The following is a 20,039-nucleotide window of genomic DNA, read 5'->3' as shown; positions in this document are numbered from 1 at the left end:
ACGAGGTTCTGGTGGCCCGCCGCCGGTTCCCGCTGACCGTGCTGATCCTCGCCTTGCCCGGTCTCCACGCCGGCCACGCGGTGATCGCGGCCGTGATCGGCGCGTTCACCGTCGCCTGGAGCGCACGGGTGACCTGGCCCAAGGCGCTCGCCGTCGTCACCGGGCCCCTCGGCGGCTGCCCGCCCTGGCTGATCGGCGTCCTCTTCCGGCCGGAGTGCCAGGCGGCACGCGTCTCCTCGCGCCGGTCTGATCAGGGGCGCCCACGCTGGTCAGGCGGATGTGCGGACGACGAGTTCGGTCGCCAGGATGACCTGTCGGCGGGGCCGCCCGGGCTCCCTGATCTCCTCGATGAGCAGCTGCGCCATTGTGCGTCCCATCTCCTCGATGGGCTGCCGCACGCTGGTCATCGGCGGATCGGTGTGGCGGGCCACGATGGAGTCGTCGAAGCCGACCAGGGCGACCTGGTCCGGGACCCGGCGCCCGGCGGCACGCAGCACCTGGAGGGCGCCGGCGGCCATCACGTCGGAGGCGCAGAAGACCGCGTCGAGGTCCGGCCGTCGCTCCAGCAGGGCTCGCATCGCGGCACACCCGCCGTCCGTGGTGAAGTCGGCCACGCCCACCAGCTCCTCCTGGTAGCTGAGGCCGGCCTCCTCCAAGGCGGCGCGGTAGCCGCCGAGCCGGGCCTGGGCCACCTCCATGTCCAGCGGGCCGGTGACGGTGGCGATCGTGGTGCGGCCGCGGGCCAGCAGGTGGCGCACGGCGGTCCGGGCGCCACCGGCGTTGTCCGCGACTACGTAGCTGAGCGGCTCCGTATCGCCGCGCCTCCCGGCCAGGACGGCCGGGATCTCCAGGCTGTCCAGCAGCGCCAGCAGTGGGTCGTCCTGGCGGACGGCGACGACGAGTACGCCGTCCACCCGTCGAGCCGACAGATAGGTTGTGAGGCGGTCCCGTTCGCGCTGGTCGCGGACCAGGACCAGGAGCAGCTGGAAGTCGGTGTCGGACAGCTCCGCGGACACGCCGGTGATGATGTCGGCGAAATACGGTTCGGAGAACAGTCTGGTCTCCGCCTCGGGGACGACCAGGGCGATCGAGTCGGTCCGCGAGGTCACCAGCGCGCGGGCTGCCCGGTTGGGCACGTAGCCCAGCTCGGCCACCGCGCGCTGCACGGCCGCCCGGGCCTTCTCGCTCACCTTCGGCGAACCGTTGATCACCCGGGAGACCGTCCCCCGGCCGACTCCGGCGAGCGCCGCCACCTCCTCCAGCGTCGGCCGGGCCGAGCCCCTGCCGGCGGCCGCCTCGCGGTGTGATCCGTCGGAACGCTCCGCGGTCGGTTTCATCGCTCTCCTCGTTCGATCACGTGGGGGTCCTGGAGTCCCGAGGTCGGGCTTCGTCTTCGTCTCCGTCTCCGGAAGGGTTCACCGTGGCAACGTGTTTGATTCCGCTTGACACGTTCCCCTTCGAAGCGGGAATCTTTCGTCTGGTTTTTGGGAGCGCTCCCATACTCTCATGGTCGCCCCTCGGGCGACAACGCGCCCGACCCCGTGGACCGCCAGGATCTCCCGGCCTCGGGCCGAAGCGCCGCACCCACCAGTCCACCCGCACACCGGATCAAGGAGCTGCCTTGCACACGCCCTCCCTCGGTCACGCCTCCCGCTCCCGCAGAGCGTCCCTCCTGACAACGACGGCGCTGACCGTCGGCGCCCTGCTGGTCGCCGGCTGCTCCTCCGGCGGCAGCGGCGGCCCGGGCGATGCCGACGCCGACCCGAACGCGAAGATCACGCTCACCGTCGGCGACTTCGGCACCTTCGGGTACAAAGAGGCCGGTCTGTTCGACTCCTACACGGCGGCGCACCCGAACATCACCATCAAGGAGGACACCACCACCACCGAGGCGGACTACTGGACCGCGTTGCAGACCCACCTGTCCGGCGGCGGGCTGGACGACGTGCAGGCCCTGGAGGTGGGCCGGATCTCCCTGGCCACCTCGGACGCGCTGAGCGACAGCTTCGCGGACCTCGGCAAGGTCCCGGGGGTGCGCGCCAGCGACTACCTGCCGTGGAAGTGGCAGCAGGCAACCACCGCGAGCGGCCGGACCATCGGCCTCGGTACGGACGTCGGCCCGATGGCCGTCTGCTACCGCCAGGACCTGTTCCAGCAGGCCGGGCTGCCCTCGACACCCGACGCGGTGAGTGCCCTGTGGGCCGGTGACTGGTCGAAGTACGTCCAGATGGGCGAGGAATACCAGGCCAAGGCCCCCAAGGGCACCTACTTCATGGACTCCGCCACCGGCCTGTTCAACGCCGTGGTCTCCAGCGACACCCAGCAGTACTACAAGGGCGGCAAGCTCGACTACCAGGACTCACCCGGCGTCAAGTCCGCCTGGAGCCTGGCGATGCGGGCGGACGCGGCGGGCACCTCCGAGGGTCTCAAGGAGTTCGACACCCCCTGGCAGACCGCGTTCTCGCAGTCCACCTTCGCCACCACCATCTGTCCGTCCTGGCAGCAGGCCAACATCGAGAAGTACGCCGGCCCCTCCAACGCCGGCAAGTGGAACATCGCCCAGGCCCCGGCCGCCGGGAACTGGGGCGGATCCTTCCTCGCCGTGCCGTCCTCGGGCCGGCACGTCGCCGCCGCCGAAGCCCTGGTGGCCTGGCTCACCGCGCCCGCGCAGGAGGCCAAGGTCTTCGAGAAGGTGGGCAACATCCCCTCCAACCTGGGGGCCTACGCGCTGCCCGGCGCCGCGGACTTCAAGAACCCCTACATCGGTCCCGACGCTGCCACCGGCCAGATCTTCTCCGCCGCGGCGAAGGCCATCCGCCCCGCCGAGACCGGCCCCTACGCGGGCGTTCTGCAGGACGACTTCAGCAACGGCGTTCTCCTGGTCGAACAGAACCACAAGAGCGCGGCCGACGCCTGGACCGCCACCATCCGGCAGATCGACAGCAGCATCCAGTAGCCGACCGGCCGGCAGCGGGTCGCCGGCCCCACCGGCAGCCCCGCCAACAGCTCCACGGAAGGAAGGCCACGCGTGTCCACCATGACCGACCGGCCCGGAAGCGGCTGCGCCGGCTCCCCGCCGCCGGCTCGATCCGGCCCGGTGCCCGCTCGCGCACCGCACCCCACTTGGCGGGCCCGCCTGCACCGCTGGGACACCAAGGGCTCCCCGTACGCCTTCGTCGCCCCGTTCTTCCTCGTCTTCGCCGTCTTCGGCCTGTTCCCGCTCCTCTACACCGGCTGGCTCTCGCTCCACCAGGTGAGCCTCTACGACGTCGACCGCTCCCGGTGGGTGGGGCTGCGGAACTACACCGACCTGTTCACCGGGCCGCTCGGCCACTTCTTCTGGAACGCCCTGGGGAACACCGTCACACTCGGTCTGCTCTCCACCGTGCCGCAGCTGGCGGCCGCCCTCGGCCTGGCCCACCTGCTCAACCACCAGCTGCGCGCACGCTCGTTCTTCCGCACCGCGCTGCTGGCCCCGTACGCGACCTCCGTCGCCGCCGCCACCCTGGTCTTCGCGCTGATCTTCAGCCCGGAGGCCGGCCTGGCCAACTGGCTGCTCGGCCTGGTCGGCGTGGGGCCCGTGGACTGGGAAGCCGGGCGCTGGAGTTCGCAGTTCGCCATCGCCGTGATCGTCACCTGGCGGTGGACCGGCTACAACGCGCTGATCTACCTCGCCGCCATGCAGGCGGTGCCCGGTGAACTGTACGAGGCGGCGACCATCGACGGCGCGTCGCGGTGGCGGCAGTTCTGGCACGTCACCGTGCCGTCGCTGCGGCCGACCATCCTGTTCACCGCCGTCGTCTCCACCATCGGCGCCACCCAACTCTTCGGCGAGCCCTTCCTGTTCGGTGGTCACAGCGGCCACCAGGGCGGCGTCGACAACCAGTACGAGACGCTCGGGGTGCTGATGTACGACCAGGGCTTCCGCGACAGCATGCTCGGCCGCGCCTGCGCCGTCGCCTGGACGATGTTCGCGCTGCTCCTGCTGGTCGGACTCGTCAACGCCCTGATCGCCCGCCGCCTGCGCGCCTCGCGGTGACGGGGAGGAGAACCATGACCACCGCACACCCCTCCGCACCGGCCCGCACCGGGAACGCCGCCGCCCGGCCGACCGTCCGCACCGCCCGGACCGGGCCCGGCCGCACTCAGCAGGCCGGCCCGTTCGCCCACGCCGTCCTGGTGCTGGTGGCGCTCGCCTCGCTGTTCCCGCTGTACTGGGCCCTGGTCGCCGCCTCCACCGACACCCACCGGGTGGTGTCCGAGCCGCCGCCGCTGGTTCCGGGCGGCAACCTCTTCAAGAACCTCGACTACGTCTGGCACAACGCCGGGGGCCGCGGCATGGGCGTCGCGCTGCTCAATTCCACCCTGGTCGCCGGGTCGGTCACGCTCAGCACCGTGGTCTTCTCCCTGCTCGCCGGCTTCGCCTTCGCCAAGCTCCGCTTCCGCGGGAAGGCCGTCCTGCTGGCCCTGGTGGTCGCCACCCTCGCGGTGCCCGCCCAGCTGAGCGTGGTGCCGCTGTTCATCCTGACCAGGCGCCTGGGCCTGGGCAACCACCTCGGCGCGCTCGTCCTGCCCACCCTCGTCACCGCGTTCGGGGTCTTCTTCATGCGCCAGTTCCTGCTCCAGGCGCTGCCCACCGAACTCCTCGAAGCCGCCCGGATGGACGGCGCCAACTCGCTGCGCACCGTGTGGCACGTCGTGGTGCCGATCGCCCGGCCCGCCATGGCGGTCCTCGGCATGCTCACGTTCGTGCAGTCCTGGAACGACTTCCTGTGGCCGATCATCGCCCTGAACGGCACCACCAACCCAACCGTCCAGGTCGCCCTCGCCGGACTCGGCACCGGCTGGTCCACCGACTGGTCCGTGATCACGGCCGGAGCCCTGATCAGCACGCTGCCCCTGCTGGCGGTCTTCGTCCTGTTCGGCCGGCACATCGTCGGCGGCATCACCCAGGGCGCCCTCAAGGGCTGACCCGCCCACCGGATCCGGCGCCCTCGCGCCCCCGGTCCCTCCCCAGCACCACCTGCCCCCGTCCCCACCCGTTCACCGCCCGCCGAGCAGCACCACGTACGACGGGTGGCGCCCCCGGCCCCGCGCCGTCCCCGACCAACGACCGCCTCACCGTGGGAGTGTCCCGTCTTGACCACCGTGTTCTCCGCCACCGCCCGCACCGTCCCCGCCACCGACGGTGGGGACGGCCGGCCCGCGTTCCCCCAGGGCTTCCTGTGGGGGGCCGCGACCGCCGCGTACCAGATCGAAGGAGCGGCGGCCGAGGACGGCCGCACCCCCTCCGTCTGGGACACCTTCAGCCACACCCCGGGCAAGGTGCGGGCCGGTGACACCGGCGACACGGCCGCCGACCACTACCACCGGTACCGCGACGACGTCGCACTGATGTCCCGCCTCGGGCTCCAGGCCTACCGGTTCTCGCTCTCCTGGTCACGGATCCAGCCAACCGGCCGTGGCCCGGCCCTGGAGCGCGGCCTGGACTTCTACCGCCGGTTGGTGGACGAGCTGCTGACCGCTGGCATCGAGCCCGTCGTGACCCTCTACCACTGGGACCTGCCCCAGGAGTTGGAGGACCAGGGCGGCTGGCCGCGGCGCGACACCGCCGAACGGTTCGGCGAGTACGCCGCGCTGGCCGCCGACGCCCTCGGGGACCGGGTGCGCCTGTGGACCACGCTCAACGAGCCTTGGTGCAGTGCCTTCCTCGGCTACGGCTCCGGGGTCCACGCGCCCGGCCGCACCGACCCGGCCGACGCGCTGCGAGCCGCCCACCACCTCAACCTCGGCCACGGTCGGGCGGTGTCCGCCCTGCGCTCCGCACTGCCGGCCGACGCCCGGCTGGCCATCACGCTCAACCTCCACCAGGTCCGGGCGCGGTCCGCGGACCCCGCCGACCTGGATGCGGCGCGGCGGATCGACGCCGTCGGCAACCGGATCTTCACCGGCCCGATCCTGGCCGGCGGCTACCCCGCCGACCTGCGGGCCGACACCGCCCATCTGCTGGACTGGGACGAGCTGGTGCGTCCGGGGGACGTGCCGGCCATCGGCGCCCCGATCGACCTGCTGGGCATCAACTACTACACCCCGACGCTGGTCACCGCCCTGACCACCGACGGCGGGCGGCCCTCTCCCGGCGACGCCCACGGCACCGGCGACCACTCGCCCTGGCCCGGCTCCGAACACGTCCGCTTCCCGCTGCCGCCCGGCGACACCACCGCCATGGGTTGGGCGATCGACCCGAGCGGCCTCTACGACCTGATCACCGACGTCTCCCGGGCCAACCCCGACCTGCCGCTGCTGATCACCGAGAACGGCGCCGCCTTCGAGGACACCCTCGATCCCGAGGGCGAGGTGGCCGACCCGGAGCGGATCGCCTACCTGCACGCCCACCTGACGGCCGTGCACCGGGCGATCACCGACGGCGCCGACGTCCGCGGCTACTTCCTCTGGTCGCTGCTGGACAACTTCGAGTGGGCACACGGATACTCCAAGCGCTTCGGCGCGGTGTACGTCGACTACCCCACGCAGCGCCGGATCCCCAAGGCCAGCGCCCACTGGTACGCCCGGGTCGCCCGCACCAACACTCTCCCCGCCGTCGACGAGCCGAGTTGACGGTCCGTCGCCGTTCACGATGCCCGACCGGACCGCCGAGGGCCACGTCCACCACCCCGCGGTGCGGCACCTGCCGCGCTCGACCGCCCAGGAGAACCGAGATGACCAGAGCCGCCCTCCACAACCTCGCCCTCGCCCGCCCCGGGCGACCCGACGGTCTGCGCGAGCGCGAGGACTCGCTGGCCCGCCTGCGGGAGCTGCTCGTCCGGGCCAGCGGGGGAGCCGGAGGCACAGCGGTGCTCCGGGGCTGGACCGGCTCCGGCCGCACCGCGCTGCTGGACGCGGTGGTCCGCGAGGAGCGGTCGCACGGGACGGCCGTGCTCAACGCCCGGTGTTCCGACCAGGAGTCGGACGTCCCGTTCGGCGTGGTGCTCCAGCTCTTCGAGACCGAACTCCAGGGGCGGCCGGCCCCGCTCGCACCCGTGACTGGCATCGAGCGGTGGGACGGCTCACTGCACGGCATCGACCTGCCGTCACGCCTGTGGCGGCTGCTGCGCTCGAAGGCCGCGACCGGTCCGGTCCTGCTGGCCGTTGACGACGTCCACCTCGCGGACCCGCCCTCGCGCCGCTGGCTCGCCCAGATAGCGCGCCGGCTGGACCGGCTTCCCGTCCTGCTGGTGGTCACCGAGCGGTGGCAGTACGACCTGTCCCCACCGGCTCCCGGCTTCGCTGATGTCCTGGGGCAGCCCGCGGCCCAGGTGTGCACGCTGCGGCCGCTCAGCGTGCCGGCCTGCGCCGCGATGGTTCGCGCGGCCCTCGGGGACGGCGCACCGCACTCCTTGACCCAGGACTGCCTGCGGGCGACCGGCGGCAATCCGCTGTTGCTGAGCGCGCTGCTCGCCGACCTGCGGGAGACCGCCGCCGGTGCCGGCCTCACCCAGCTGCCATCGACGTGCGCGGAGCTGTACCCGGGCAGCTACGCCGGCGCGGTGGCCCGGTGGCTGCAGAGCGCCGGTCCGCGGACCGCCGCCGTGGCCCGGGCCCTCGCCGAACTGCAGGACGAGGAGGACGCCTTGGCACTCCTGGCGGAGGTGACGGGCGCGGACCCCGCTCGGCTCCCGGGCTGGGCCGCCGAGCTGGCCCGCCACGGCATGCTCGGGCACGACGGGTCGGACGGCCGGTGGGTCTTCTCCCATCCCCTGCTGCGCGACGCGGTCCGAGCGTCCTGTGGCCAGCACCAGGGCGCGGCGCTGCGCCGCCGCACCGCGGAACTCCTGCACCACCGCGGCGATCCCCAGGACGCGGTGGCGCGCCATCTGCTGACGATCCCCACCGTGGGCGCGACCTGGGCCGCCGATGCGCTGATCGCCTCGGCCGGCCGTGCGATCCGAACCGCGCGACCGGAGGAGGCCATGGACCGCCTGCGGCGGGCACTTCAGGAACCACTGCCCGCCGACCGCCGCAGCGCGGTGCTCAGCGAACTCGGCGGCCTGGAAGCACAGGCCGAACGGGCCTGCGGCGTCCGGCACCTGGCTCAGGCGCTGCGCATGGAGCGAAGCCCCGGTGGGAAGGTGCGGGCCGCCACGGCCCTCGGCGCGGCACTGACCGCCCGCGGCGAGGTGCACGCCGCCCTGGACGTGCTGCGGGAGCTCTCCGGTAGCTGCTCGGACTCGACGGACCTGGCGCACGCTCTGCACGCGGCCACGGCCGTGATCGCCTCGCACGACGGCGACAGCTGGCTACGGGTGGTGGCGGAGCTCAAGCGCCTCGAGGAGCGAGCGCCGGACGGCATGGCCCCGACGGCGCACGCCCTGCTCACCGAACACGCCGCCGCGGCCGGGCTGTTGTCGGCCGACCAGGTCATGGAACGGGTCCGGTCATGGACAGCCGTCCCGCTGGATCCGCTGCTCGAACCCTATCTCCTGGCGTCCGCCGCGGGCTTGGCCCAGCGCGCGGACCAGTGGCAGGAGGCCGACCGGCTGGTGACCCGGGGGCTCGCCGTTGGGCAGCCGCAGCTACTGCACCCCGGCCACCAACGCCTGGCGGGCCTCCAGGCGCGGGGTCAAGTGCTGCGCGGTCGGTACAGCGCCCTGCTCACAGACGCCGCACTGCTCCGGGTGCCCCACACGGACGACCCCCGGCCGCGGCTGGGCACCGTCCACCTGCAGACCCAGGCTCTCATCGCGCTGACCGAGACCGGGCGGTTGACCGAGGCCCGGTGCCTCGCCGACGTGCTCGCCGCCGGCGGACCGCACGGGTCCTGGGAGTGGAACGAGTTCCTCTACGCGCATGGACTGCTACTCGCGGCCTCGGGTGACCCGCGCGGAGCCCTGCGCAGCCTTCTGGAGTGCGGACAGCGACAGTCCGCGCGCGAGGTGGAGAGCCCGGTGGTGACGCCGTGGCGGTCCGCCGCCGCCGACTGCCACGTGGCTCTGGGTTCCCCACAACTGGCCGTGCCGCTCGCGGCCGAGGAGCTCCGACTCGCCCAGGTGTGGGGAACTCCCCGGACCACGGGCAGGGCCATGCGGGCCCTGGCGGTGTCCCTCGGCGGCCTGCGCGGTCTGGAACTCGCCGAGCAGGCGGTGGAAGTGCTGCGCGGCTCTGCACAGCCGCTGCCCGAGTTGGTTCCCGCACTTGTCTCGCTGGGGCAGGCACTGCGCGGTGCCGGCCAGTGCCAGCGAGCCCGCGCGGTGCTGCGGGAGGCGGCGCAGGCGGCCGAGCGGCTGGGAGCCACGAGGCCACGCGGGACGGTGACCCAGACCCTGCAGGAGTGCGGCGCCAGGCCGCAGCGGACGGAGCACAGCGGGGTCAGCGCGCTCACCCCTAGCGAACTGCGCGTCGCACAGATGGCTGCGGCCGGGCACGGCAACGGGGAGATCTCCGCGCTGCTCCACATCGCCGTGCGCACGGTGGAGACCCATCTGACGCACTCCTACCGCAAGCTCGGCATACGCCGCCGTGTGGATCTGGCATCCGCGCTCGAGGAGGTGTCGTAGGGGCGGCTGGCATCAGAGCAACGCTGTCGACTTGAGGCTTGCAGATCACCAAGCCGTTGCCGTCGGTCAGTGACATGATGACGCGTCAGATCCGTTTCGTTGAACCGGTGCAGCCACAACCGCACCGTCTTCGCGGCGCACCCCAGCTCGTCCGCGATCTCCGGCACCCGGTGGCCCGCCCAGCTCAGAGCCACCATCCTCGCCCGCGGCACCAGATCCACCGGAGCCTTCCGCGCCTCCAGCAGCCTCGCGAGCACCCTCTCCTCATCCGGCCCGGAAGCCTCCCGCGCCCACAACAGCGCCGGCACACCCACCCCCTGGACGACCCATCCACAACACCCCTGATGCGCGCGCAACTTGAGGAACCAAGCGCGGGGGCGGACAGAAGGGCCGACCGGCATCGGCGTGGGCCTGGGGACGAGCGCGGACGGGCGACTTCCGGGGCCGGGAGTATCCGGTCAAGTCGGTGCCGCGGGGCACGGAGCGTCGCGCCGAACCTGGTGGGTCACCGGGCCGCGAACGCCGCAGGCTCTCCGTCGAGCCGCCTCCACCCCCGCCGATCGGCGGGTACCACGTACGACCGAAATCGTGGTCGCCCACGATGGCACGCGGGCCCGGGGACAGGGAGAGTGGAGGTCAGCAAGGGGTGGATCCGATCAACACCAAACCCGGATCGACACCTGGCGCATGTCTTCCTCCAGGACCAAGCGCCGCCGGCTCGCCCTGACCTACGGGCGACCTTGCGGGTCGTACTGCTGCAGAACTACCCGCGAACCCTCGACGTCCGCAGTCGGGCGCAACTCGAGCGACGGGAGAGGCTGTTGATCACCGGCCGGGGCAGCTCCTGCCGAAGCCGGGAAGGGCGTCCATGCGGGGCGCCTGGACCGGGGCAAATCACTTCACCTCTCCACCTCTGACCATAGGAATCACAGCCATGCTCCGTCTTCGCACTCGTATCCTTCGAGCCGCCGCAGTGGCTTGCCTCTCCTTCGGGGCCTTCGCCCTGCTTCTCGGCTCCAGTGGCTCTCCCGCCACCGCCACGATGCCGACCACGATCGTGGCGGACGCGAGCCACAGCGTGACGCCGCCGGACCTCGCCTGGGGCCGCTAGGTCGCCGCCGGACCGAGCACCACACGGCAGTCCTCGCGGATTGCCCATTCACCCTCCGAGTAGAAAAGCATCATGCGCATCTCCTCTGAACGGAGCCTGCGGGCAGGATTCCTGCATCACGCAGATGTCCGTCCCGACCACATTGCTTTGACCATCGGCAGGCGTGCATACACCTATGCAGAGGGAGCCGATACAGCCAGGCGCTGGGCCACCCGGCTGACCGAGGGCATCGGAGGACGCCCCCGGCGGGTGGGTGTCTTCGCCTACCGCAGCGAGTCGTCCTACCTGGGTGTGCTGGCAGCGCTGTTCGCGGGGGCCGCCTTCGTCCCGCTGAACCGCCGTTTCCCCCTGCAACGCACTCGCGCCATGATGGAGCAAGCAGACCTCGACGCACTGATTGTGGACGAGGATTCGTTGCCGGACCTGCCCGAGTTGTTGCGCGGGCGGCGGCGTCCGCTCACCGTCCTTCTGCCTGGCGCCGACGTCGGCAGTTTGGTCGGCAGCGTGCCGGGCTCGCTCTTCGGAGCGACTGACCTGGCCTGCGCAGAGCCGATGGCCTACGCCGACCTCCCACCGATCGATGCTGATGACCTGGCTTACCTGCTGTTCACCTCGGGGAGCACCGGAACGCCCAAGGGCGTGCCGATCACGCACGGAAACGCACGAGCTTTCCTCGACGTCAACTCGGCGCGCTACCACTTGACTTCGGAGGATCGGCTCACGCAGACCTTCGACCAGACCTTCGATCTGTCCGTCTTCGACTTGTTCATGGCCTGGGAGTCCGGCGCGAGGGTCTGCTCGATGCAACCGATCGAGCTGCTCGCGCCGTACCGGTTCCTGGAGCAGAACGAAGTCACCGTCTGGTTCTCGGTCCCCTCGGTGGCCTCGGTGCTGTCCAAGCGTGGCACCCTGTCTCCAGGCCGGATGCCGACGCTCCGCTGGAGCCTGTTCTGCGGCGAGGCCCTGCCGCGCTCGATCGCCGAGACCTGGCAGGCGGCCGCGCCGAACTCGATCGTGGAGAACCTGTACGGTCCGACCGAGCTCACCATCGCCTGTACGGCCTATCGCTGGGATCAGGCCACGAGTCCGGCGGAGTGCGAGCGCGATCTGGTGCCGATCGGCCGTCCCTACCGGGGCATGTCCCCTCTCGTGGTCGATGAGGACCTGCGGCCTGTACCGGCGGGCCGCACAGGTGAACTCTGCCTCGCGGGCCCGCAGCGATTCTCGGGCTACTGGGGTGCTCCCCAGCTGACCATCGAACGCCAATTCGAGCATGAGGGCGAGACGTACTACCGCACCGGTGACCTGGTGCGGCTCCGGGGCGACCACTACGTCTACGCGGGCCGCAACGACCAACAGGTGAAGCTCGGCGGCTATCGCATCGAGCTCGGCGAGATCGAGGCGGCGTTGCGGGGCGCGGGATGTGTCGAGGCCATCTCCATGGTCGGACCGGATGGGGACTCCATCGTCGCCGTCGTCTCGGGGGCGGACGACCCCGCGACGCTCGCGAAGGCGATGGGAAAGCAGCTTCCGGCATACATGGTGCCCAAGTCGGTGCACCTCATCGACGAAATGCCACTGAACAGCAACGGAAAGGTCGACCGGAACGCCCTGCGGCAGTGGCTGGAGAGCCAGCCCGTGCCAGGTGATCCGTTCGTTGACCACAGGGGGGAGAATCATGAAGAACGTTGACCAACTCATCGCCAGGACCCTGGGAATCGGGCTCGACGATGTCGTCGACGGCCTCGAGTACCAGTCGATCGGGCAGTGGGACTCCTTGGGGCACGTGAGTCTGATGGTCGCGCTCGAAACGGAGTTCGGCCTGACGGTCGACGACGAGCTGCTGCTCGAGCTCCGCAGCGTCCGCGCGATCCGGGAGTTCGCCAGGACCGGTGCCGCGCCGGTCGATCCGGCCGTCATGCCGACGGCGCCGACGATCGCACCTGCCGTTCACCGGGGCCTGGACGGTATCCACGTCGACCGCAGCTCGATCACCTACATCGGGGCGACCGATGGCGTCCTCGAATATCGTGGGTACAGCATCCACGACCTTGCCGAGCAGGCCGCCTTCGAGGAGGTCGCCTACCTGCTGTTGACCGGTGAGCTGCCCGGCGCCGCCGAACTCGAAGCCTTCGCGAAGGAGCTCCGCGCCCACCGTCGGCTACCCGCACCGGTCTTGGACCTGGCCCGCTCGCTCGCCCACGCGCATCCCATGGACGCGCTGCGCACCTGCGTCTCCGCGCTCGGCGCGTTCACCGGTCAGGACCGGGGACAGGGCGACGAGACCTACGACCAGGCGCGTGAGGCCGGCGTCGCGCTGGTGGCCCAGGTGCCCATGCTGATCGCCGCGCACCACGCCTACCGCAGCGGTCGTGAACCGGGCGTGCCGACCGAGGACGCCTCGCACGCGGAGGCCTTCCTCACCATGCTGCTCGGCAGCCGGCCCAGCCCGGCTGCGGTGCGGTTCGTCAACAAGGGCCTCATCGTGCACGCCGACCACAGCGCGAACGCCTCCGCGTTCTCCGCGCGGATCGCGGTGGGCTGCAGGTCGGGCATGAACGCCGCGATCACCGCGGCCATCGCGACCTTCGCAGGCCCGGTGCACGGCGGCGCGGCCGAACGCGTGGTCGACCTCATCGACCAGGTGGGCAGCCCGGACCGTGCCGACGCCTACGTCAGCGGGCTGCACCGTCGCAACCAGCCGGTCATGGGGTTCGGCCACCGGGTGTACCGGGCCGAGGACCCGCGCGTGCGCCACCTGCGCGCCACCGTTGAGGAACTCAGCCGGGAACGCGGCGACTTCCGTGGCCTGGAGATCATCGAGGCGGTGCGGGTCGCCATGGAGTCGTATGCGCGGCACGGGGTCGCGCCCAACGTCGACCTCTACGCCGGGCTCGCGTACCGGCTGATGGGACTGCCGGACGACCTCGCCGTGCCGATGTTCGTGGCCGGCCGGATGGCCGGTTGGGTGGCCCAGGCGTTGGAGCAGCACCTCCACAACGTGCTGATCCGGCCGCTCCTTTCGTACGTGGGCCCACGCGGTCTGCGCTACCCGGGAGCCGCTGCGTGATCGCCCGTACCGACCTGGCCGATGTGCACTCTCTGCCGACCTTCGCCGAGGACCGGGGCCTCGACCTCCACGCCGTGCCGTACAGCGGCCGGGTCCTCCTGGAGGGGTTGCTGCGAGCCGGTCAGGAGGACACCGCGGCGGTGCTGGGCCAGCGCCTGGCGCGCGGTGAAACCCCCGACGTGGAGATCGAGTTCCGCCCGGCGAGGCTGCTGGTCCAGGACTACACCGGGATCCCGCTGCTCGTCGACCTCGCCGCGATGCGGAGCCGGGTGGCGGATCCCGGCTCGGTCGATCCCGTCGTACCGATCGATGTTGTGGTCGATCATTCCGTCCAGGTGGACTTCGCGGGCCGGCCCGACGCGGCGGCCCTGAACGAGGCCCGGGAGCTGGACCGAAACCGGGAGCGTTACGGCTTCCTCAAGTGGGCCGAGCGGGCGTTCAACGGACTGCGGGTGATTCCGCCCGGCCAGGGAATCGTCCACCAGATCAACCTGGAGCGCCTGGCCACGGTGGTGTCGCTGGGACCGGGCGGTGTGGCCTTCCCGGACACCGTGTTGGGCACCGACAGCCACACGACCATGGTCAACGGACTCGGCGTGCTGGGCTGGGGCGTCGGCGGGTTGGAGGCCGAGGCCGTCCTGCTGGGGATGGCCCAGCCGATGCGGGTGCCGTCCGTCGTCGGGGTCCGGCTGACCGGCGCGCTGCGGCCCGGCGTCCTGCCGACCGATCTCGCCCTCACCCTGACCCGGCGGCTGCGCGAGGAGAACGTGCTCGGGGTGATCCTGGAGTTCACCGGCCCCGGCGTCGGCGAGCTGTCCGCGCCCGACCGCTGCACCATCGCGAACATGGCCCCGGAGTACGGCGCGATGTGCGCGTTCTTCCCGGTGGACGAGGAGACCGTGCGGTACCTGGGAGCCACCGGGCGGTCGGACGAGGCCCTGCGCCTGGTCGAGGAGTACTGCAGGCAGCAGCGGTTGTTCCGGCAGGGCCCCGAGCCGGTCTTCGCCAGGATCGTCCCCTTCGACCTGGGCGAGGTCGAGCCGAGCCTGGCCGGGCCGAGCTTCCCGCACCAGCGGATACCGTTGAGCGGTCTGCCGGGCTCCTTCGCCGAACTCCGGCCGGAGCCGCGGGTGGCGGACACCGGGCTGCGCGACGGGGACATCGTCATCGCGGCGATCACGTCCTGCACCAGCACCTCCAACCCGACGGCGATGCTGGCCGCGGGGCTGGTGGCCCGCAAGGCCGTCGAACGGGGGCTGACGGTCCCCGGGCACGTCAGGACGAGCCTGTCGCCGGGGTCGCGGGCGGTGGCCCGCTACCTGGAGGCGGCCGGTCTGCTCCCGGCCCTGGAGCAGCTGGGCTTCCACATCACGGGGCACGGCTGCATGACCTGCAACGGCGGCAGCGGGCCGCTGCCGGCCGACGTCGTCGCCGCCGTCGAGGACCACGACCTGGCCGTCTGCGCGGTCCTGAGCGGCAACCGGAACTTCGAATCCCGGGTGCACTCCCAGGTCAGGGCGGGATACCTGGCCTCTCCCGCGCTGGTCGTCGCGCTCGCGCTGGCCGGTCACGTCCGGCTCGACCCGGAGCGCGACCCGCTGGGTGTCGGCAGCGACGGCAAGCCCGTCCATCTGCGCGACCTCTGGCCGGACAGCGCCGAACTGGCCGCGCTCGAGGCCGAGTTCCTCACCCCCGAGGTGTTCACCACCGCCGTCGAACCGCCCGTGGGTTGGCAGGACATCCCGGCGCAGAGCGGACCGGTCTACGCGTGGGACGAGGAGTCGACCTACCTCCGTCCACCCGCCTACCTGGACGGGGCGCCGACGCTCGCCTCGCTCCACGGCGCCCACGCGCTGCTCGCCCTGGGCGACGACGTCAGCACCGACCACATCTCCCCGGTGGGCGCGATCAGGCGGGCGTCGCCGGCCGGGGAGTACCTCGGCCGGCGCGGGGTCACGGTCTTCAACTCGTACGGCTCACGGCGCGGCAACCACGAGGTGATGGCCCGCGGCACCTTCAGCAGCCCGCGGCTGCGCAACGGGCTGCTGCCGCCCGGGGACAGCGGGGGCGAAACGCTCCACCTCCCGTCCGGTGAGCGCCTCGCGGTCTTCGAGGCCGCCGAGCGGTACGCGCGCAGCGCCACCCCGCTGATCGTCCTGGCCGGGGCCAACTACGGGATGGGCTCGTCGCGCGACTGGGCGGCGAAGGGCCCGCGGCTGCTGGGCGTCCGGGTGGTCCTCGCGCGGAGCTTCGAACGCATCCACCGGGCGAACCTCTGCGCGATGGGAATCCTGCCGCTGTTGTTCCCGCCGGGGGAGTCGTGGACCTCGCTCGGCCTCACCGGGCACGAGGAGTTCGCGCTGGATCTGGACCGGGTGCGGGAGACCGGTCAGGCCGCGGTCACGGCGGGCGGCATCGCCTTCACCGCGCGGGCCGACGTGCAGTCGGCCGGGGAATGGGACGTGCTGTTGTCCGGGGGGACCCTCAGGTACCTCCTGGACCGGTTGGAGAGCGGGGTGAAGCGGTGATCCCGCACACCGGAGCGACGGGAGCCAGGACCGGACCGACCCGCGGTGACGCGTTGGTCGTGCTCGGTGGGGGCACCTTCAAGCAGGAGCGGTTCCTCCAGGAGCCGTTGGACGCCGGGCTGGCGTTGCTCGTCATCGACGAGGTCGGCCGGGTGCCGGGGCTCGTGCGGGCCGCCGCGCAGCCGGGTCATCCGCTGTTCGGCGCCCGGATCGCGGGGGTGGACCCGCAGGACGACGCGGGGGCGCTGGCGGCCGTGGTGGCCTGGCAGGAGGAGTTCCGGGTCCGGGGCGTCCTGCTCCTGCGGGAGCAGTACGTGACCACCGGCGGGCTGATCGCCGAGGTGCTGGGCCTGCCGGGCCCGGGACTTCGCGCGGCCACCGTCTGCCGCAACAAGCTCGCGCAGCGCCGACTGATCCCGTTCGCCGCACCCGCGTGGGTGGCTCTGTGCCCGAACGACGCCCCCCTCGCCGCCAGGGAACGACTGCGGCGGTTGCCGCCCGGTCCGGTCGTGGTCAAGGCACTGACCGGCTCCGGATCGGTCGGGGTCGAGCTCTCCGAGTCGCCGGACCGGGCGCTGACCCGGGTCGCCTCGGGCGAGGCGGTGCTGGTCGAGGAGTTCGTCGCCGGGCGGGAGGTCTCGGTGGAGACCCTCGTCGTGGACGGAGGGATCGTGTTCGCCGGCATCACCCGCAAGGAGGTGTCGCAGGACGGGCAGTTCGTCGAACGGGCCCACACCGTCGGCCCCTTGCACGACGACGTCCCGCAGGAGCGGCTGCTCGCCCTGCACGCGCGGGTCATCGAGGCGCTGCGGTTCGACACGGGCATGGCCCATGCCGAGTACCGGATCGCTCCCGACGGGCGCATCGTCCTGATGGAGATCGCGGCGCGGCCCGGCGGCGGCGGCATCATGAGCCTGTACACCCTGGCCGGGAGCCACCCGCTGGAGCGCAGTCTGGTCGCCGCGCTGACCGGTGAGCCGACCGAGGCCCCGGTGCTGGGGCGGTTCGCCCGCCAGCGGTACCTGGACCACGCCGACGGGACGTTCACCACCGTCCAGCGGCCGGAGCGGGTGCCGGTCCGCCGGTACCAGGAGGAGCGGCGGGGCATCCGCCTGGACGCTCCGCCGTCCGAAGCGCCGGCCGACTACCGGCTGGTCTTCGTCGAGAAGCCCCGCGGCCATCGCCTGGCCGTGGTGCGCTCCTCGTCCGACCGCGTGGCTTCGGTGCTGTTCGACGCGCCGACCCCTGCCGAACTCGACGACCTCGACCGCAGGATCCCCGATTTGTTCGTTGTCCGTGCCGAGGGCGGAGCGCACTCATGAAACTCGTTCAGATCGCCGAACTGGATGGCTCCGAGCACTGGCGTGAGCTCTGGAACTCCGACTTCCACCAGTACCCGCGCTACCACGTCCCCGAGCTGCGTGCCGCGCAGGCGTACGCCGCCGACAGCCGGTTCGAGCCGGCCCACGTGGTAGCGGTGGACCGCGACGGCCCGGTGATGGGTCTGCCGCTCACGGTCGAACGGCGGGACGGCGAGACGCACTTGTCGTCGTACGGCCGACCGCTCTACGTCGCCACCGCCGCGGCGTCCGACGGCGCCAGGCGCAAGTCGGCCGCGGCGCTGATCATGAACCACCTCGACCAGCTGGAGGAGCGCACCGGCGCGCGGGGCTACCAGGTGCGCGACTTCCTGGTGCACGGCCGGCTGAGCTGGCTGTCCGAACTCGTCCTGCGGGCGGGCGGCCGCAGCCGGGCGTACTACACGCAGGAGATCGATCTCCAGTTGTCCGACGAGGTGCTCCGCAAGGACCTCCGCCGCAACCACCGGCGCATCGTGGACCGCCCAAGGCCGCAGTTGACCCTGCACACGGTGAGCGGCACCGACGCCGGCCCCTGGCACCGGGACAAGCTGCACGAACTGCACCGGCAGCTGCGCGACCGCGAGGTGCGGACGTCCGAGGGCTGGCAGCGGGTCCTGGACAGCGTCACCGGCGGCAACGGGTTCTTCGTCTTCGGTGAGGAGTCCGGGGCGACCGTGGCGGCGGCGTACTTCGCGGTGTCCGACCGGTACTGCTACTACGGCATCGCCGCGCACGACCGGGAGTACTACGGAGCCGGACTCAGCCACCTCGTGGTCTGGGAGGGGATCCGGCACGCCAGGACACTGGGATGCCGGTGGTTCGAGGTCGGAGAGCGCGTCTACCCGGCCGAACATCCCGAGTTGACGGAGAAGTTCCACGCGATCAGCGACTTCAAGGCCGGATTCGGCTCCAGGGTCGCCGTTCGTCTCGACCTAGTGAAGGGTTTGCAGGACGCATGACTGAGAGCACCACGACCGCTGCGGCCGGCATCGGTCACGCGTTGGCCGACGCGATCGGAACCGGCAGCGGAGGTCGCGAACTCCGCCAGGCCCTGGCCCGGTTGGAGTCGGGTGGGCGGCAGCTCGACTGGATCCACCTCGGCAAGTGCGACATCGCCATGCGCGATCTGATCGCCATCGTGCGCGACAGCGGGCTCACCCCGCCGCGCACCGGTCACCTCGGTGACTGGAGCGACATCGACGCCGGCCGGTCCGGCCTGCTGGACTACAACCGGACGATCTGCGGCGTCCTCGGGGTCGGCAGCCCGCTGCTGTTCGACACCACCAGTACCGAGACCACGGCCCTGGACGCCGGCGACACCATCTACCTGCCGGGCTCCGTCGTGGACAGGGGCGTCGCGCACCAGCTGCCGCTGCTGGTGCACACGGCCGACGGGCTGCGGTCGGCGGACCGTACCAAGTCCTGGTTCAGCCCCTTCGTCATGGTCGACGCGGACGGCGACCGCAAGCTGCTCAGCCAGTACCACCGCGAGCGCAACGCGCGGCTGGGGCTGGCGCCGGACTACGTGTCCAGCCGGATGGTGGCCGGCGCCGACAGGCTGCGGACGCTCCTCGACACGGCCCTGCTGGCCACCGAGGGCAACTCCCGGGGCAAGGTGCTGCTCGGCTCGCTGTTCGCCGGACTGGTCGGCACCGACGGAGCGCCGCGGGACGGCGAGGTGCTGTTCGACGGGCCCGGGTACCGCGTCGGAGCCGAACTCCTCACCCGGCAGGAGCTGGTGGAGCGGCTGCTGCTGCCGTTCGTCGTGATCAACGACGAGCAGGCCCGGCAGCGGCATCTGGACGGCCCGACACCGACCGTGGTGCCGATGCTGTCCAACCTGTTCCTGACCATGCTGATGGCGCAGCTGCGGACCCATGTCGCAGACCCGACGGTCGCCGTCGACGGGATCGACGCGCACCTGCACTGGGGAGCCATCGGCATGGCCGGGTTCCCGCCGCGCAAGCGGGGATACTTCGAGGGCGGCGAGTACCCGCGCAGGCTGCGGCCGTTCTTCGACCACGCGGCCGCGCACGCGGGCACCGCGGCGACGCTGTTCATCGTGGCACCCTCGGTCGTCTTCACCTTGCTGCCCCGGCGGTCGCAGGGCACCGACGTCGAACTCGTGGCGCAGCTGTGCGGCCAGGTGCGGGACGCGACCAAGGAGGTCACCAACGCCGACCGGGCCGCTGAGGCGGTTCAGCGGGTCGTCGAGGACTGGTACGCCCGGCACGGCGAGGAGCTCTCGCACTTCTACCGCAGCCAGTTCAACGGGAAGCGCACCATCTCGGGCCAGACACCGCCGCCGACCGACCCGGAGGTGGTGGTCGGCGAGGAGTTCCTCGACCTCACCTGTCGGCAGGCATCGCTGATCGTCGGCGCCATGCAGGACCTGAACAAGGCGTGATCCGTACC

The 20,039-nt window shown here is 71.8% G+C and carries 13 protein-coding genes; 11 read left to right on the top strand and 2 right to left on the bottom strand.

Features of this window, described 5'->3' with window-relative positions; translation table 11 throughout:
• Positions 1 to 269: 269 nt before the first annotated feature.
• On the bottom strand, positions 270 to 1,337 hold the full coding sequence (locus tag ACIGXM_RS21060) for a LacI family DNA-binding transcriptional regulator (protein WP_396563031.1): 1,068 nt from the start codon (positions 1,335 to 1,337) through the stop codon (positions 270 to 272).
• A 284-nt stretch (positions 1,338 to 1,621) separates the two neighbouring features.
• Here ACIGXM_RS21060 and ACIGXM_RS21055 point away from each other — a divergent pair, with 284 nt between their 5' ends.
• From ACIGXM_RS21055 to ACIGXM_RS21035, 5 genes are all read left to right on the top strand, one after another.
• A complete protein-coding gene (locus ACIGXM_RS21055) occupies positions 1,622 to 2,956 on the top strand; it encodes an extracellular solute-binding protein (protein ID WP_396563029.1) in 1,335 nt (444 codons plus the stop codon).
• Between the two features lie 81 nt (positions 2,957 to 3,037).
• The gene (locus ACIGXM_RS21050; RefSeq protein WP_396563116.1) at positions 3,038 to 4,039 is read left to right on the top strand and encodes a carbohydrate ABC transporter permease; all 1,002 of its coding nucleotides are present in this window, start codon (positions 3,038 to 3,040) and stop codon (positions 4,037 to 4,039) included.
• Between the two features lie 14 nt (positions 4,040 to 4,053).
• Positions 4,054 to 4,971: a carbohydrate ABC transporter permease gene (locus ACIGXM_RS21045; RefSeq protein ID WP_396563027.1), complete on the top strand. Its 918-nt coding sequence runs from the start codon at positions 4,054 to 4,056 to the stop codon at positions 4,969 to 4,971.
• Between the two features lie 177 nt (positions 4,972 to 5,148).
• Complete coding sequence (locus ACIGXM_RS21040; RefSeq protein ID WP_396563114.1) at positions 5,149 to 6,618, top strand: GH1 family beta-glucosidase; 1,470 nt, start codon at positions 5,149 to 5,151, stop codon at positions 6,616 to 6,618.
• Positions 6,619 to 6,719: 101 nt separating this feature from the next.
• Positions 6,720 to 9,554, top strand: a complete 2,835-nt coding sequence (locus ACIGXM_RS21035; RefSeq protein WP_396563025.1) for an AAA family ATPase — start codon at positions 6,720 to 6,722, stop codon at positions 9,552 to 9,554.
• Here ACIGXM_RS21035 and ACIGXM_RS21030 read toward each other — a convergent pair.
• Positions 9,491 to 9,751 (bottom strand): helix-turn-helix domain-containing protein, encoded by a 261-nt coding sequence (locus tag ACIGXM_RS21030; RefSeq protein ID WP_396563112.1) that lies wholly within the window; start codon positions 9,749 to 9,751, stop codon positions 9,491 to 9,493. The two genes, ACIGXM_RS21035 and ACIGXM_RS21030, sit on opposite strands and share 64 nt — an antisense overlap.
• Positions 9,752 to 10,737: 986 nt before the next feature.
• Here ACIGXM_RS21030 and ACIGXM_RS21025 point away from each other — a divergent pair.
• From ACIGXM_RS21025 to ACIGXM_RS21000, 6 genes are read left to right on the top strand one after another with little or no spacing between them, the layout of a single operon-like run.
• Positions 10,738 to 12,357: an amino acid adenylation domain-containing protein gene (locus ACIGXM_RS21025; protein WP_396563024.1), complete on the top strand. Its 1,620-nt coding sequence runs from the start codon at positions 10,738 to 10,740 to the stop codon at positions 12,355 to 12,357.
• Complete coding sequence (locus ACIGXM_RS21020; RefSeq protein ID WP_396563022.1) at positions 12,344 to 13,735, top strand: citrate/2-methylcitrate synthase; 1,392 nt, start codon at positions 12,344 to 12,346, stop codon at positions 13,733 to 13,735. Before ACIGXM_RS21025 ends, ACIGXM_RS21020 begins: the two co-directional genes overlap by 14 nt.
• The gene (acnA, locus tag ACIGXM_RS21015) at positions 13,732 to 16,263 is read left to right on the top strand and encodes an aconitate hydratase AcnA (RefSeq protein WP_396563020.1); all 2,532 of its coding nucleotides are present in this window, start codon (positions 13,732 to 13,734) and stop codon (positions 16,261 to 16,263) included. Before ACIGXM_RS21020 ends, acnA begins: the two co-directional genes overlap by 4 nt.
• Positions 16,260 to 17,585 (top strand): acetyl-CoA carboxylase biotin carboxylase subunit family protein, encoded by a 1,326-nt coding sequence (locus ACIGXM_RS21010; protein ID WP_396563018.1) that lies wholly within the window; start codon positions 16,260 to 16,262, stop codon positions 17,583 to 17,585. The genes acnA and ACIGXM_RS21010 overlap by 4 nt, the downstream gene beginning before the upstream one ends.
• Positions 17,582 to 18,583 carry a GNAT family N-acetyltransferase gene (locus tag ACIGXM_RS21005; protein WP_396563016.1) on the top strand — a complete coding sequence of 334 codons (1,002 nt, stop codon included), beginning with the start codon at positions 17,582 to 17,584 and terminating at the stop codon, positions 18,581 to 18,583. The genes ACIGXM_RS21010 and ACIGXM_RS21005 overlap by 4 nt, the downstream gene beginning before the upstream one ends.
• The gene (locus tag ACIGXM_RS21000; protein WP_396563015.1) at positions 18,580 to 20,031 is read left to right on the top strand and encodes a DUF6025 family protein; all 1,452 of its coding nucleotides are present in this window, start codon (positions 18,580 to 18,582) and stop codon (positions 20,029 to 20,031) included. Before ACIGXM_RS21005 ends, ACIGXM_RS21000 begins: the two co-directional genes overlap by 4 nt.
• Positions 20,032 to 20,039: the final 8 nt, after the last annotated feature.

It is taken from the genome of Kitasatospora sp. NPDC052896 (assembly GCF_044547075.1).
Classification (GTDB): Bacteria; Actinomycetota; Actinomycetes; order Streptomycetales; family Streptomycetaceae; genus Kitasatospora.
This window is presented reverse-complemented; position numbering and strand designations above follow the sequence as displayed.